Source organism: Tenacibaculum profundi, from assembly GCF_052050075.1.
GTDB lineage: Bacteria > Bacteroidota > Bacteroidia > Flavobacteriales > Flavobacteriaceae > Polaribacter.
On record NZ_CP197225.1, the window covers coordinates 1,735,001 to 1,751,759 of the forward strand.

9 protein-coding genes, 2 tRNA genes, 2 rRNA genes and 2 pseudogenes (1 of these 15 only partly in view) are annotated in these 16,759 nt (G+C 31.7%); 6 read left to right on the plus strand and 9 right to left on the minus strand.

All coding sequences use genetic code 11. The annotated features are described in order from the left end of the window. The 4 genes from ACSIGE_RS07075 to ACSIGE_RS07090 form a co-directional block, all read right to left on the minus strand. Positions 1-221: ribosomal RNA gene (locus ACSIGE_RS07075) — 23S ribosomal RNA — on the minus strand (it extends 2,648 nt beyond the left edge of the window). Between the two features lie 228 nt (positions 222-449). Next, positions 450-523: transfer RNA gene (locus ACSIGE_RS07080), tRNA-Ala, on the minus strand. A 106-nt stretch (positions 524-629) separates the two neighbouring features. Further along, positions 630-703 (minus strand) — tRNA-Ile (locus tag ACSIGE_RS07085). A gap of 91 nt (positions 704-794) precedes the next feature. Beyond that, positions 795-2,316, minus strand: a 16S ribosomal RNA gene (locus tag ACSIGE_RS07090). Together the 16S and 23S rRNA genes with 2 tRNA genes alongside form the textbook arrangement of a ribosomal RNA operon. A gap of 835 nt (positions 2,317-3,151) precedes the next feature. Here ACSIGE_RS07090 and thrS point away from each other — a divergent pair. The 5 genes from thrS to ACSIGE_RS07115 all read left to right on the plus strand — a co-directional run bounded on the left by thrS (position 3,152) and on the right by ACSIGE_RS07115 (position 7,044). Beyond that, positions 3,152-5,095 carry a threonine--tRNA ligase gene (gene thrS / locus ACSIGE_RS07095; RefSeq protein ID WP_440882064.1) on the plus strand — a complete coding sequence of 648 codons (1,944 nt, stop codon included), beginning with the start codon at positions 3,152-3,154 and terminating at the stop codon, positions 5,093-5,095. 72 nt (positions 5,096-5,167) lie between these two features. Continuing rightward, positions 5,168-5,686 carry a translation initiation factor IF-3 gene (infC, locus tag ACSIGE_RS07100; protein ID WP_440882191.1) on the plus strand — a complete coding sequence of 173 codons (519 nt, stop codon included), beginning with the start codon at positions 5,168-5,170 and terminating at the stop codon, positions 5,684-5,686. 39 nt (positions 5,687-5,725) lie between these two features. Then, positions 5,726-5,923 carry a 50S ribosomal protein L35 gene (gene rpmI / locus ACSIGE_RS07105; protein WP_093668551.1) on the plus strand — a complete coding sequence of 66 codons (198 nt, stop codon included), beginning with the start codon at positions 5,726-5,728 and terminating at the stop codon, positions 5,921-5,923. Between the two features lie 104 nt (positions 5,924-6,027). Continuing rightward, entirely contained in the window at positions 6,028-6,372 is a 345-nt protein-coding gene (gene rplT, locus ACSIGE_RS07110) for a 50S ribosomal protein L20 (RefSeq protein WP_440882065.1), read from the plus strand. Between the two features lie 87 nt (positions 6,373-6,459). Continuing rightward, positions 6,460-7,044, plus strand: coding sequence for a hypothetical protein (locus ACSIGE_RS07115; RefSeq protein ID WP_440882066.1), 585 nt, complete (start codon positions 6,460-6,462; stop codon positions 7,042-7,044). Positions 7,045-7,409: 365 nt separating this feature from the next. Here the strand turns inward: ACSIGE_RS07115 and ACSIGE_RS07120 are convergent. Continuing rightward, a pseudogene (locus ACSIGE_RS07120) lies at positions 7,410-8,519 on the minus strand (histidine decarboxylase); the annotation flags it as partial. A 129-nt stretch (positions 8,520-8,648) separates the two neighbouring features. On the opposite strand from ACSIGE_RS07120, the gene ACSIGE_RS07125 reads away from it, so the two are divergent. Next, positions 8,649-9,128 (plus strand): Lrp/AsnC family transcriptional regulator, encoded by a 480-nt coding sequence (locus ACSIGE_RS07125; RefSeq protein WP_440882067.1) that lies wholly within the window; start codon positions 8,649-8,651, stop codon positions 9,126-9,128. A 97-nt stretch (positions 9,129-9,225) separates the two neighbouring features. Here ACSIGE_RS07125 and ACSIGE_RS07130 read toward each other — a convergent pair whose 3' ends face one another. The 4 genes and pseudogenes from ACSIGE_RS07130 to ACSIGE_RS07145 all read right to left on the minus strand — a co-directional run bounded on the left by ACSIGE_RS07130 (position 9,226) and on the right by ACSIGE_RS07145 (position 16,379). Next, on the minus strand, positions 9,226-10,809 hold the full coding sequence (locus ACSIGE_RS07130; RefSeq protein ID WP_440882068.1) for a hypothetical protein: 1,584 nt from the start codon (positions 10,807-10,809) through the stop codon (positions 9,226-9,228). Between the two features lie 1,462 nt (positions 10,810-12,271). Continuing rightward, positions 12,272-13,855 carry a hypothetical protein gene (locus ACSIGE_RS07135; protein WP_440882069.1) on the minus strand — a complete coding sequence of 528 codons (1,584 nt, stop codon included), beginning with the start codon at positions 13,853-13,855 and terminating at the stop codon, positions 12,272-12,274. Positions 13,856-14,350: 495 nt separating this feature from the next. Then, positions 14,351-14,644 (minus strand): annotated as a pseudogene (locus ACSIGE_RS07140) (OsmC family protein); the annotation flags it as partial. 145 nt (positions 14,645-14,789) lie between these two features. Then, positions 14,790-16,379: a hypothetical protein gene (locus tag ACSIGE_RS07145; RefSeq protein ID WP_440882070.1), complete on the minus strand. Its 1,590-nt coding sequence runs from the start codon at positions 16,377-16,379 to the stop codon at positions 14,790-14,792. Positions 16,380-16,759 lie beyond the last annotated feature (380 nt).

A 16,759-nucleotide genomic window follows, 5' to 3' on the forward strand; every position in this document is an offset into this window, starting at 1 on the left:
AATCACTTTTGTTTTCTTCTCCTCCGGGTACTTAGATGTTTCAGTTCTCCGGGTTTGCTCACCTTGCGGTGTGATATATCTTCAATATACCGGGTTGCCCCATTCGGAAATTTACGGATCATAATGTATGTGCCACTCCCCGTAACTTATCGCAGCTTATCGCGTCCTTCTTCGCCTCTGAAAGCCTAGGCATCCTCCATACGCCCTTATTTAGCTTATTGTACTTTTTGCTTCCGATATTAATCGGAAACGAGCTCTTTATAATTCTTAATTATATTTTTATAAAAATATATCGTTAGATACTTAAATCTAACGCTCTATCTTGATTCTTTACGATATCATTTTACCAATATGTCAATGAACTTGTGCCGAGTCAGAACTGATAAATATTTCAGTTACCAACCTGGTATAATACCTTGTGATAATAATTATCTATAGGTATTATCTAGTGGAGAATATCGGAGTCGAACCGATGACCTCTTGCGTGCAAGGCAAGCGCTCTAGCCAGCTGAGCTAATCCCCCATGTACTTCTAGTATGAGGCTTAACTATTGAGTTATGAGTCGTTAAACATTCTCAACATAACCCGCTTCTAGAATTTCCTTTAACTAAATACCAAACAAAAAAAAGTAGTCTTGGGCAGGCTCGAACTGCCGACCTCTACATTATCAGTGTAGCGCTCTAACCAGCTGAGCTACAAGACTATTTAAGATCTGATCTTAGTCTTTTTTATTTTAAAATTAACAGCAGAGTAAAATTACACTTCCTTCTGTAACTTAACACCATCTTCTCTAGAAAGGAGGTGTTCCAGCCGCACCTTCCGGTACGGCTACCTTGTTACGACTTAGCCCTAGTTACTAGTTTTACCCTAGGCAGCTCCTTGCGGTAACCGACTTCAGGCACCCCCAGCTTCCATGGCTTGACGGGCGGTGTGTACAAGGCCCGGGAACGTATTCACCGGATCATGGCTGATATCCGATTACTAGCGATTCCAGCTTCACGGAGTCGAGTTGCAGACTCCGATCCGAACTGTGATATGGTTTATAGATTCGCTCCTATTCGCATAGTGGCTGCTCATTGTCCATACCATTGTAGCACGTGTGTGGCCCAGGACGTAAGGGCCGTGATGATTTGACGTCATCCCCACCTTCCTCACGGTTTGCACCGGCAGTCTCGCTAGAGTCCTCAGCTTTACCTGCTAGCAACTAACGATAGGGGTTGCGCTCGTTATAGGACTTAACCTGACACCTCACGGCACGAGCTGACGACAACCATGCAGCACCTTGTGAAATGTCCGAAGAAAAAGCTATCTCTAGCCCTGTCATTCCACATTTAAGCCCTGGTAAGGTTCCTCGCGTATCATCGAATTAAACCACATGCTCCACCGCTTGTGCGGGCCCCCGTCAATTCCTTTGAGTTTCAATCTTGCGATCGTACTCCCCAGGTGGGACACTTATCACTTTCGCTTAGTCACTGAATCTAAATCCAACAACTAGTGTCCATCGTTTACGGCGTGGACTACCAGGGTATCTAATCCTGTTCGCTCCCCACGCTTTCGTCCATGAGCGTCAGTATATACGTAGTAGACTGCCTTCGCAATCGGTATTCTGTGTAATATCTATGCATTTCACCGCTACACTACACATTCTATCTACTTCCGTATAACTCAAGTCAACCAGTATCAAAGGCAGTTCTACAGTTAAGCTGTAGGATTTCACCTCTGACTTAATTGACCGCCTGCGGACCCTTTAAACCCAATGATTCCGGATAACGCTTGCACCCTCCGTATTACCGCGGCTGCTGGCACGGAGTTAGCCGGTGCTTATTCTTACGGTACCGTCAAGGTCGTACACGTACGACTGTTTCTTCCCGTATAAAAGCAGTTTACAACCCATAGGGCAGTCTTCCTGCACGCGGCATGGCTGGTTCAGGCTTGCGCCCATTGACCAATATTCCTCACTGCTGCCTCCCGTAGGAGTCTGGTCCGTGTCTCAGTACCAGTGTGGGGGATAATCCTCTCAGACCCCCTACCTATCGTTGCCATGGTAAGCCGTTACCTCACCATCTAGCTAATAGGACGCATAGTCATCTTGTACCAATAAATCTTTAATATACAACCGATGCCAATCATATATATTATGGAGTATTAATCTTCATTTCTAAAGGCTATCCTCCTGTACAAGGCAGATTCTATACGCGTTACGCACCCGTGCGCCGGTCGTCAGCAAGTAGCAAGCTACTCCTGTTACCCCTCGACTTGCATGTGTTAAGCCTGCCGCTAGCGTTCATCCTGAGCCAGGATCAAACTCTTCATTGTATAATCTTTAATATTATTTAATGTCAAGTCTTCAAAAGAATTTTCAAGTGGTAAACCCTAAAGCTTACCGTGGTAATTCTACTCTAATTACGCTGTCAATTTCAATATTTTCAATGAACTTGTTAACCCAAAATAATTAATATAATCTCAATCAATATCTCAAATTAAACTCTTGTAGAAATGCTAGAATCGAACTAACTGATAAACTAATTATCATTCCAAAATTTCTGTGATCGTGTCGCTCTCCGTAAGCGGATGCAAAACTAAAAACTTTTTTAAAAATAACAAACATTTTTGAAAGTTTTTTTATTTTTTTTCAGAACAGCCGAAGTCAAATTAAAACCTCAAACAAACTAAAAAAAAGTAAATAATTACTAATTATCTTACCCCCCTTTATAACTCTAAAACAACACGCTAAATCAATGAACTTGCTAACTCTTTTACTATGCGTTTTTCGCGTTAGCGGTTGCAAACATACAACCATTTTTTATTCTAACAAGACTTTTTTTAACCTTTTTTTAAACCAAACAAAAAAACAGCTTAACACCAATTACTTATATTTTAAATAATACGTAATTCAACTACCAGGTTTTTAAAAATCACTTCGCCCCTCTATCCCCCCCATCAATTTATTATACAAGTACTTTAAGCTTAATTATCCCATGACCTATTCTATTTCTGTATCATTCCATAAAAAACACATATCACATATCCTGCATTAGAGTTGCATTAATTATATACTTATATTATTGTACACAAAATGCATTTGCAATATCTTTGCCCTTCGAAAATTTCCACTTGTAGGGAAATCAATTATAATTTTATATAAAACACAATGATTAAAATTACATTACCAGACGGAAGCGTTAAAGAGTTTGAAGTGGACAGCACTGCTATTGACGTAGCCAAAAGCATTAGTGAAGGACTTGCAAGAAATGTTATCTCTGCTAGTTTTAATGGATCAACTATTGAAACAACCACACCTTTAACAACCGATGGGTCTTTAGTTTTATATACATTTAACGATAAAGAAGGTAAAAAAGCCTTTTGGCATTCTTCTGCTCATGTACTAGCTCAGACTATATTGGAATTTTATCCAAATGCAAAGCTGACAATTGGGCCAGCTATCGATAATGGCTTTTACTATGATCTTGATTTAGGAGAAGATATAATCTCTGAAAAAAAATTTCCAGAAATAGAGAAAAAATTCTTGGAGTTAGCTAGAGAAAAAGCAGAATTTAAAATGCGTGAAGTTTCTAAAACTGATGCCATAGCCTATTATGAAAGTAAAAACAATGAGTACAAGGTAGAGCTTATTGAAGGTCTTCAAGATGGAGACATTACTTTCTGTGATCACAGTAATTTTACAGATTTATGTAGAGGAGGCCATATCCCAAATACAGGTTTAATAAAGGCTATTAAAATAATGAACGTAGCAGGAGCTTATTGGAGAGGGAATGAAAAGAATAATCAACTAACACGTATTTATGGCATCTCTTTTCCTAAACAGAAGCAGCTTAAGGAATATTTAGAATTATTAGAGGAAGCAAAGAAACGTGATCACAGAAAGCTAGGAAAAGAATTAGAACTTTTCACCTTTTCGCAAAAAGTTGGTCAAGGACTTCCTCTATGGTTACCAAAGGGTGCTGCATTAAGAAGCAGATTAGAAGACTTCCTTAAGAAAGCTCAAAAGAAAGCAGGTTACGAAATGGTGATGACCCCCCATATTGGTCAAAAAGATTTGTATGTAACCTCTGGTCATTATGCAAAATATGGTGAAGATAGCTTTCAACCAATAACTACACCTAAAATGGATGAAGAGTTTCTTTTAAAACCTATGAATTGCCCTCATCATTGTGAAATTTATGCTCATAAGCCATATTCTTATAAAGACCTACCTATTCGTTATGCAGAATTTGGAACTGTTTACAGATATGAACAAAGTGGCGAGTTACATGGATTGACAAGAGTGAGAGGTTTTACTCAAGATGATGCCCATATTTTTTGTACGCCAGAACAACTTGATTCAGAATTTAAAAACGTGATTGACCTCGTCCTTTATGTATTTGGTTCTCTAGGATTCAAAGATTTCACTGCTCAAGTTTCTGTTAGAGATATGGAAAACCTCAACAAATATATTGGTGATAAGGAAACTTGGGAAATTGCTGAAAATGCAATTATAAATGCAGCAAAAGATAAAGGATTGGACTTTATTATTGAAGAAGGGGAGGCAGCATTTTATGGTCCTAAACTAGATTTTATGGTGAAAGATGCTTTAGGAAGAAGTTGGCAATTAGGTACCATACAAGTTGATTATAACTTACCTAAAAGGTTTGAATTGACCTACAAAGGCTCGGACAATCAACTACACCGACCTGTTATGATACATAGAGCTCCTTTTGGATCTATGGAACGGTTTATTGCTGTATTACTTGAACATACCGGGGGAAAATTTCCGTTGTGGTTAACACCTGAACAAGTTATCATATTGCCAATCAGTGAGAAATACCAAAAATATGCAGAAAAAGTTTTACATTTGTTAGAAAATTCCGAAATTCGCGCCCAAATCGATGATCGAAATGAAAAAACAGGTCGTAAGATCAGAGATGCAGAAGTTAACAAAATACCTTTTATGGTAATTGTGGGCGAAAAAGAGCAGGACGACAACACTGTTTCTGTAAGAAAACACGGTGAAGGAGATGTTGGAACTCTATCTATTGAAGAATTCGTATCTTTGATATCAGAAGAGGTGAACAAAACATTAGTTCCTTTTAAATAAGTAAAGTTAATAATTTTAAATATATAAGCCATAGCAATCAAAAGAAGAAGAGGTGTCAGAAACACCAGAGTAATTAAAGAAGATCAACATAGAATTAACGAAAAAATTAAATATGTTGATGAGGTACGTCTTGTAGGCGATAATGTCGAAACTGGTGTATATTCTTTGTTCAAAGCAAAAGAAACTGCCAGAGAATTAGGTTTGGATTTAGTTGAAATCTCACCAAAAGCAGTTCCTCCTGTTTGCAAGATTATTGATTACAAAAAGTTCTTATATGAGCAAAAAAAGAGAGAAAAAGCTCTTAAGGCTAAAGCTACAAAAGTAGTTGTAAAAGAAATTCGTTTTGGTCCGCAAACAGATGAGCATGATTATGAATTTAAGAAGAAGCATGCTATAAAATTTTTAAAAGACGGGGCTAAACTAAAAGCTTTTGTCTTTTTTAAAGGACGCTCTATTGTTTTCAAAGAACAAGGACAAATTTTATTATTAAAGTTAGCCCAAGAGTTAGAAGATTATGGAAAGGTAGAACAAATGCCAAAATTAGAAGGAAAACGTATGACTATGTTCATCGCCCCTAAGAAAGTTAAATAAGAAATTTAAAATATAAGCAAGATAAAACGATAAGCAAAAATGCCTAAAATCAAAACAAAATCTAGTGCCAAAAAACGTTTTAAACTAACTGGCTCTGGAAAAATCAAAAGAAAGCACGCGTTTAAAAGTCATATTTTAACAAAGAAGTCTAAAAAACGTAAGCTTGCATTAACACATGCCACATTAGTTCACAAGTCTGATGAGGCCAGTATTAAGCAACAATTAGTATTAAAATAATTGTTAGTTAAGGTAGTAAATTAATTATAAACCATGGAGTCAGGCTCATAAAGTATTACAGCAGAAATAATGTGATCGCCTACTACAAAAAAACAATTTGAATTATGCCAAGATCAGTAAATTCAGTAGCTTCAAGAAATAGAAGAAAGAAAATTTTGAAGCAAGCAAAAGGTTACTTTGGACGTAGAAAAAACGTGTACACAGTAGCAAAAAATGCGGTTGAAAAAGGGTTATTATACGCTTACAGAGACCGTAAAAACAATAAGAGGAATTTCCGTTCATTATGGATTCAGCGTATTAATGCTGCAGCTCGTCAGTATGGATTATCCTATTCTCAGTTTATGGGGAAAGTTAAAGCAAATGAAATTGAGTTAAACCGTAAAGTTTTAGCCGATTTAGCTGTAAACAACCCAGAAGCTTTTAAGGCCATTGTAGATAAAATAAAATAAGTTTCATAAACTTGCTTATAATAAAAACCCAAACTATAACGTTTGGGTTTTTTACTAAAGACTATTGTTATACTTAAATAATATTTCATGAAATTCTTAAAAATCTTATCATTAGTACTAATTACTAACATTGTTTTTGCTCAAGACAAGAAAAACGAAATGGAGAGTAGTTCTATAGAAATGAAATTCGATGAACTATATAAGAAATCTAGTTCTTACCAGAAATATAAAGTTATAGATAAAATTGCTTACTCAGAACTTAAACAATATGTACTAATTTCACTTAAAAAACTTGAGAATACTATTGACAATGAAAAAAAAGACGTCACCAAACTTAATGATGAATCCACAAAGTTAAATAATGAAATTAAAAACTTAAAAGAAAAATTAGATACCTCTATTGCTCAAGAAAATAAAATTTCTTTTCTAGGGATTGATTTAAATAAAATAAACTATAACATCATAGTTTGGAGTATTATTTCTATTTTGATTGCATCTCTTATGTTTTTCATTTATAAATACAAAGACAGTAATAGTACAACAAAGAGAACTCAAATCACATTTGATGAAATAGAGCAAGAATTTGAGCTCCATAAGAAAAAATCTATTGAAAAAGAGCAACAATTAAGAAGAAAACTTCAAGACGAAATAAACAAACAAAGAGGTGTTTAAAAAATTCAGAATAAGTCTTTGAATTATATCAAAGACTTATTGTACCATATTATCTGAACAAATACTTTTTCTAAGTACATAATAAAGATCTTATTTCTCCCTTTTATTTATCAACTACTAATCCAAAATGTAAAATAATAAATTGATCAATTTCACATTCTATCCTTTGTAGTAATAATAATAAAATTCTAAGTAATGAAAATTACAATACTTTTACATATTTATAATTATTTCTAATCCTAACCAATTTTTTGGTTAAATAGTATACTACTCTAGAAATTAAAAATCAAATGTCTCTATAAATGAATTACTCGTTAAAGGTATATTTTTAATAACCATCTATTTTTCTACAACGCTTACTTTATTTAACTAGCAATTGTCTCTCGCTCACTTACTAAAGCTTCTATAAATTCATCAATTAAGTCCTTGTTCAATCCAGGAATACAAATAATATGAGCTATACTTCCCTCTGATGCTATTTGATATTTTTTACATAAATCATCAGATGGTTTATCGAACACAACGGTAAGTGCTTCATTATTCCTCCAAGCATTCATCCCTAATCTACACAATTCTTTTTCGGTATATCTTGCTAAATCTTGAGCCTTTTTTACTCTAGCTTTTAAGCCATTTTTTCCTATTTTATCAATAACTGACCAAAGAAATAATGGTGTTATTCCATTTCTTGATCCAGTAATAGTTGTATCCAACGTCCCTACATACGATATTGAATTTGCTACTCTATTTCTATGTGCTCTTTTACACATTACAATACCACAGGGTATGGGGCCTCCAATAAACTTATGACCTGAAATTGAAATACTGTCAACACCTTCTGCAAAATCAAACTTTAATTTAGGCTCAACAAAAGGAGCAATAGTACCTAAAAAGGCGGCATCACAATGGATATAATAATTTTTTATAGCATACTTTTTAATAATCTTTTTAATCTTCTCCAAATCATCAACAGCCTCTGTCATTGTTGTTCCAATATTTAAAAAGAAAACAGCTGGTTTATCCCTGTGAATGGTTATAACTTGTTCTAAATCTTCGTAATCAATTTCACCATTATCTTGACTTCTAACAACTACATTTCTCATATTCAACAAATGAAGATTTTTCTTAACACTATAATGAGTTGCCTCGCTATAGTATACTATAGCATCAGGGAAACATTCTCTTGATAAATAAAGTCCATAAAGGTTTCCTTCTGTCCCCCCATTAGTAACATACCCCCATACGTCGTTCATAGAAGTATTTAAAATATCAGCAAAAAAAGAAATACAATTTCTCTCAATTTCTTTAGTATCTATAGCCAGTGTAGAATTAGACTCAGGATCTCCAACATTATTAACACATAAATCTAAAAATGGAGCAAAATCACTAAAACTAAAATCTTTCGCTAATGGATATCCTAGAAAACTATCAGATTTTCTTTTTATTCTTCTATAAACGTTATTAAATGTCTGCATATCACTATTTTTTAAACAAAATTACAAATAAAGAATATAATTCCTAAAAAAAATATTATATTAGTAAAATTTCCTACATAAAACCTAATAAACAAAATAAAAAAACTAATTATTATCTAAAACTTATATTTTATGAAAAAAAATACTGCTCACCTATTAGATGCTATTGATTTGAAAATTATAGAAGAGCTACAAACAGATAGCAAACAATCAATTAAACAGATATCACAAAAAATAAACCTATCAATTACTCCTACTCATGAGAGAATAAAAAAGATTGAATCGTCTGGAGTGATTGATAAATATGTTGCTATTATAAAACCAGAGATGCTAGGTAAAAAGTTAATTGTTTATTGTCAAGTTACCTTAATCCAGCATGAAGAAAACGCGTTTAAAAAATTTGAAGACTACGTAAACTCTGTTTCTAAAATAGCAGAAGTGTCCTATATCGCTGGTAGTTTTGATATTCTTTTAAAAATCATCTTAAAAGATATGAATGAGTATCAGAATTTTGTTTTAAAGGAAATGTCGCAATTAGAAATTATTTCAAATATTCAGAGTTCGTTTGTCATTAAACAAATAAAAAACAACACTCTTATCAGTATTGAATAATACCATAAGGTTTATTTTAAAAATTAAGTTAAATCAACACCTAGATTACATATTTATTGTTCTCCAGGTAGGTATCTGGTAACTTATAAAACAACTATCATGTTCCTAATTTTTTTAAATTCAAACAAAAAGTTCCGTATACTTTTATAGTATGTGGAAATATATTTATAGAAGACTTCGCTCCAAAGTTAAGTACCTCATCTGGAGTTTGCCCAGCCTTAACATCTACATAATCTAGATAAATAATTGCTTTTACATATACATTACTACTTTTTATAGAACCTTTTGGTATAAAATAATTAATCATCGCATTAGGATTCGTATTCGATCTAGAGAAGGCTGGTAAGCTCTGACTATCAACATAAAAAAGATGTCTATCTGCTGAAACGCTTAATGCAGGTAGTATTTTATTAATTCTTCCCATAAGGATGTCATTACTATCCCAAATATAATTTCCCAATGGAGTTCTATGATGCTTTGCTAGGTATGGTCTGCCTCCAACTAAATCCTGAACATATTGAATACCAATCTTTTTTCCTCTATGAGTTTGATCTATTAAGAAATTAACATCTTCCTGTGTAATAGAGGTTGAAATAGTTTCACTATTGTAGATATAACTAAACTCAGCACCTCCAGCTAAACTGGGATTATTAGTATTTCCTCCAGCTGTTAAAGAGCCCCCAACTATAAAAGAATAACTTGGGTTACTGCGTGTTCTTGTTACTGGTTGGTTCCCTATTTTAGCGATAGGTGAGTAATCTTTTATAATAGCTCTATCAAAACTATTTCCTTGCAATTCTGTTACAAAAGTTACTGAGGTTATTAAGTTTTTTAATTCTTGATAGTATTTCATTCCTCTACTAGGACGCAATACATCATACCTTGGATTTTTATATCTTCGACCAAAACTGGCCCGTGTATGAGTAACGCCGCTTTCTGGTACGTATTCAATATGAATTCCATACCCCTCTTCACCGTTGTCTTCTGTTTTACCTTTAGCTACCTTTAATCGAACATCATACTTTAAAGACTCATGTTCAATAAAATAGTTAACTTCATTTTGATATTTAGTAAAAATATTTTTTTTTCTATTAACATCTGTAGAAAAACTATTTATGGCGGTTGTACTTAATAGCTCTTCTTTTATTTTTTTCTTAATTTCATTAAAGTTAAAAATAGAAAAAAATGCCTTTTCATCAAGATTTTCACTTGAAGTTAAAAAAGTTTCACATTTATTACCTTCTCTATAAAATATACTTTTACGGCCTGCTTTAGGATCTATATAGGATAGCATATAAAGGGTTACATTATCTAAAATGTCCCCAGAAAACGCAACAACACTATTTCTTAAGGCTTCTTTTTCTTCTTTACAAGAGGCTCTGACAAGATAAGCGATCCCCTTTTGATTACATAACTCTAAAAGATATGATGTTTCTTCTTTTTTCTGATCAATTAAATAAATTTTATTTTCATCAAGTATATCCTCTTCCTTACGAAGGACCTTATAAGACATACCCGGTGGAAGTAAGTTTTTTAAATGCATAAACTCAATTGTAGCATCTTGTTTATTTTTTAATTTTAAATTCTGATCATCTTTATTACTACAATGAATAAATAAGATTATAGTTAGAAAAGCCAATATTATCAGTCTCAAATTAATTTTATAAGTCAAGTTTGTCATTTTATACTAGTTTTTTTAAAAAAAATATTTAATAAAAGGTTAGAAATATTATACAAATTACATTTTCAAGTGCATTTTTTGATAAAAAATGTACTTAAATTAATAAAAAATTACACTTTGCCCCCCCCTTTTCCTTTTATTTTCTTAAACCCTGATTAAAAATAATTTAAAGACAATCATTGATAAAAGATAGAGGTAATTAACACCTCAATTTTCATTATTACACAATTATCTGTTTATAGTTCCTCTTAATTCATGTAATTTGTAGATTGGTCTTTTTTTATGCAAATCTGACCAAAGCTTAACTAAACATACTTATTTAAACTCTTTAAAGACCTTAATAACAGATTGCAATTAGGGCAAGCATAATGTTTATGTTTTTCAATTTATTTATTACATAAATATGTAATTAAAGGTTAATAAAAATGCACAGCGTTATCATTACAATACGCAATGAGCTGTATATTTAAAGTTTCATAAAGTGGTGGACGATCTATAAAAATCTATTGACGTTGATTTTAATTTATATAATTTAAGATTCGTAAGTAAAAAATCACAAGCTTTTCTTTAACTAAAGAAATAATTTTGGTCTAACACTTTATTAAGGAAGAGAAAACCTTTTCAAAAAAACGTTCAATTCCTCTTACTTTAATTTGTTTTAAATCACTAAAAAAATTAAAGCTTATGTTTTTATTTTTTCTAAATAACTAGAGGGTATCTAAGGGCATCATGCTACTTAATAGCATCAAACATAAATTTATCGAAATAAAGAATTGTGATAATTAAAGATTTTAAAAAACGTACTGAAATCTCATAATTTAAAATGTTTTTTAAAGCTATTTCTATGGTAAATACTCTTATAACCTATACTCGAAAATAAGGTTTAGCTCTGTTCTAACAGACTATATTTTTTTTCGAATAAGCTTTTCATATATTAGGTTTTATCTATGTAGTATTTTTAAAAAAAGTATTGTAATCTAATGATCATTTTTAAATCTAGAACTTTTTTTTTATCCTTTTAGATAAAATTTAGCTAACTTTTCTCTACACCTAAACAAGGAGACAAAAGAGCATTTTGTACACTCTTTAAATATTAAAAAAATGTTAAAACTCCATATAAAAACTAGAAATAACCGATAAAAAAATAATTAAAAAAACAAATAATATACGCTATATTTTACCCTCTTACATTGTCTTAAGTTTTAGGAAAAATTAAGAGAATAGTCTCCATTAAAAACACCTGATCAACACCGTCCTTTTAAACTCATAAACAACAGGATCTTAAAGTTAAATATTTAAGAATTCCATTAAAAAAAAGAATTAATTCAAAATATACCCAACCGTATTATTTATTTAAAATATTAGTACAAAAAAATCGAGGCAATAAATAATTGCCTCAACTTTTTAATACATACATAATATCAATTTAAAGTAGTAGACTCTTATATTATGCTATTATTATTTAGTTTCCTAATTTTTTTAGATTTAAACGAAAATCAGGTGCTTGACCTAAATGAGAAGTTAATTTTGCTTCAAGCGAATTCAGATCATGATCAACATTAAGTAACTCATCTGGAGTTTGACCAACTTTAACATCTAAATAATCTAAATAAATCTTGGCTTTTACTTTAACTTCCCCATTATTAGGAATACTATTCTCTGGTATAAAGTAATTTACCATTGCGTTTGGATTCGTATTAGACCTTGACATACCTGGTAAAGTTTGGGTATCCACATTAAAGAAATGGTCATGTGTTGATGTAGCCAAATCACCTAATATCTTATTTAGTCCTCCATTTATAAGAGTATAACCATCATCTACATTGTTTTTAAAGTTATACGATCCTAATGGACTCCTTGGATGCTCTTCAAAATAGCGTATGTCTGCCACAAAGTCTTGTAGGTATTGAACGCCTAATATCCTTCCACCGTTCCCTTCTTCGATTATATGTTTAACATCTTCTGAAGTAATCGTACTTGAAAGAGTTTCACTATTATAAGTGTAACCTCCAGTCAAATTTGCTCCCAGAGAGGGACCTGTTGTAGCAGCTGTACCAGTCAACCCTCCCCCAATTGTAAACGAATAACTTGGACTTTGACGTGTTCTTCTTACAGTTCCACTAATTTTAGCAACTGGAGAATAATCCTTTATAATAGCTCTACTTGGACCTGTCAATTCTGTTACAAAAGTAACTGCCGTAATTAAATCTGTTAGCTCTTGATAATATTTCATTCCATAACTTGGGTACCATATACTATAATCTGGATTTCTCTTTTTGTTTCCAATTCTTGCTCGTTTATGTACAACACCAGACTGCGGTAAATATTCCACATGAATACCATATCCATTCTTATTTGTATCATTTGTTTTTCCTTTAGCTATTTTTACAACAACATTATACTTCAAAGATGTAGTAGATATAAAATAACTAGCTTCATGTTGATAGTTATCAAAAACTTTGCTTTTATTTCTAGTAGAATTAAGAGCATTTTTTCCTGATAATTTTAATAATTCTTTACTAATTTCATTACTAATCTCATTTACAGTGAAAGATGAAATACTTACACTTTCCTTGTCTATACCATTTGAAGATAATGGCTTGTCATCACCTTCTTCATAAAATATACTTTTTCGACCTTGGACTGGATCTTCATAAGAAAGAACATATAAATTTGAATTATTCTTATTGCTTCCCGCATAAGCTACCATAGTATTTTTTAGCGCATCTTTTTCTACTTTATTAGATACCCTCACTAGGTACTCTAGGTGTTTATCATTACAAAGTTCAACTAAACTAGACGTTTCAGCTCCTTTTCTATCAATTAAATAGATCTGATCTTTATTTGATATATCGGAAGCTTTATTAAGTATTTTAAATGATTTTCCTGGGGGCAGTAATTTTTCTAACCCATCAAACTGAGCAGTTGTCAATTCTTTTTCTATCGAAAGGTCTTGAGTATCGCTATTACATGCTGAAAATAAAACCATTACCACAGCAGATAATTGGACTATTTTTAAAAATTTTGTATTTAATAAATTATTCATTTTATTTTATTTTATTTTGAGGTGTTTTTTATAGGACTAATCTTTAGTTTTAGGCAAAAAAAGTCCCACCCAAAGTGTCTACTACTTTGAACTAATCATGTATCGTCAAAAGAAAACATAACAAGGAGTACTCTTTTTTACTTGTTACCTGTGTTTACTTTTAAAGTTGTTTGTGCGAATGTATTTGTCAATAAAAACGTGAATACAAATGCGAGGATTGATTTTTTATTTTTTATTTTTTCTAATTATTACTGGTGCAAATTTACAGGTGAATACCTTGTTAAAATGGTAATTTAAGTGCTATGAATGGTAAAAAGGTAACTTAAAGTAATGTGCTTATAAATTATAAAAGTCATTCAGGTTTAATTTTAAAAAGAATCAATGTTTTTTTCTTGAAAAAGGAAAATATTATAAAGAAATGAAGGAAAAACTTTTTAGGTTTTCCCTTGATATTGAAGTATAACTACTTCATATTAAAATCAATTAATCTATTTTTTAAATTATATCCAGTTTAGCTGTCATTTTAATCTTGTTTGTTATTGAATAATAATTAGGAAAAAGTCTAATGACTTGATCAGCGATCTCTTTTAATTCTTCAGAACTTCCATCACCTTTTACAGTAAATAGGTATTCAGCTGAGTCAAATCCAGCAGGTATTTTTTCATCAATACCAAGAAAACCACGTAAATCAAGTTCTGTTTTAATATCAAGAGTAAGATTATCTATTTTTATACCTTTAGATGATGCTATTGCGATAAATATTATCGTCATACAAAACGATAACCCAGCAAGAAAATAGCTTTGACGATCTTAAAAATCTCTATAATTTACTTTTAAATATAAAAAATCGAGGCAATAAATAATTACCTCGACTTTTTAATACATACGTGATATCAGTTTAAAGTAATAGACCCTTACATTATACTATTATTATTTAGTTTCCTAATTTTTTTAGATTTAAACGAAAATCAGGTGCTTGACCTAAACGAGCCTTTAGTACTCCTTCAATCGAATTTCTAGGATGAGTAGCATTCCAGTACTCATATGGAGTTTGACCAACTTTAATATCTGCATAATCTAAATAAATTTTGGCTTTTACTTTAACTTCGCCGTTTCTAGGAATACTATTCTCTGGTATAAAATAATTCACCATTGCGTTTGGATTCGTATTAGACCTTGACATACCTGGTAAACTTTGAGTATCCGCATGGAAGAAATGGTCATGTGTTGATGAAGCCAACGAACCTAATGTCTTATTTAACCCTCCTAATATAAGAGTATAACCATCATCTGCTGTATTATTTCTAACATTATAAATTCCTAATGGAGTCCTTGGATGCTCTGAATAGTATGGTTGTCCTGCTACATAGTCTTGTAGATATTGAACACCTAGTTTTCTTCCTCCATTCCCTTCTTCGATTATATGTTTAACATCTTCTGAAGTAATCGTACTTGAAAGAGTTTCACTATTATAAGTATAAGATCCATTCAAATTTGCTCCCAGAGAGGGACCTTTTTTATCAACTGTACCAGTCAACCCTCCTCCAATTGTAAACGAATAACTTGGACTTTGACGCGTTCTTCTTACGGTTCCACTAATTTTAGCTACTGGAGAATAATCTTTTATAATAGTTCTACTTGTACCTGTCAATTCTGTAACAAAAGTAACTGCCGTAATTAAATCTGTTAGCTCTTGATAATATTTCATACCATAACTTGGATACCATATACTATAATTTGGATTTCTCTTTACAGTTCCAAATCTTGCTCGTTTGTGCACAACGCCAGACTGAGGTAAATATTCCACGTGAATACCATAACCTATTTGATTTGTATCATTTGTTGTTCCTTTAGCTATTTTAACAACAACATTATACTTCAAAGAGTTATTAGATACAAAATAACTAGCTTCATGTTGATACTTATCAAAAACTTTGCTTTTATTTCTGGTAGCGTTAAGAGCATTTTTTCCTGATAATTTTAATAATTCTTTACTAATTTCATTACTAATCTCATTTACAGTAAAAGATGAAATAGTTGCCACTTCCTTATCCATACCATTTGAAGATAATGACTTGTCATCACCTTCTTCATAAAATATACTTTTTCGACCTTGGACTGGATCTTCATAAGAAAGAACATATAAATTTGAATTATTATTATTACTTCCCGCATAAGCTACCATAGTACTTTTTAGCGCATCTTTTTCTACTTTATTAGATACCCTCACTAGGTACTCTAGGTGTTTATCATTACAAAGTTCAACTAAACTAGACGTTTCAGCTCCTTTTCTATCAATCAAATAGATTTGATCTTTATTTGATATATCGGAAACTTTATTAAGTACCTTAAATGATTTTCCCGGGGGCAATAAATTTTCTAACCCGTCAAACTGATTCGCAGTTGTCAATTCTTTTTCTATCGAAAGGTCTTGAGTATCGCTATTACATGCTGAAAATAAAACCATTACCACAGCAGATAATTGGACTATTTTGAAAAACTTTGTGTTTAATAAATTGTTCATATTATTTTATTTTTTTTTATTTTTTTTTATTTTGGGGTGTTTTTATAGGACTTATCTTTTAATTTTAGACAAAAAAAGCCCTACTCAAAGTGTCTATTACTTTGAACTAATCATGAATATTAAAATCATTTGATTCTTAAAATTAGAACGCTACTAACCGCTCTATTTCTATGAATAGGATCTACATCATTTTATCTAATAACAATGAGGTATTTGTTAGTTTTAATTAAACTAACCAAAAAGTTTTTTCACTCATAATAAGGATTTTTAAAAGGGTTAAAACGAACTTATAAAGTTTAAACTTATATTTTTTCTAGATATATCTTGTAAAGGGAATGTAATAGACTACTCTTTTTACACTAGTGGAAAGCTAACATCCT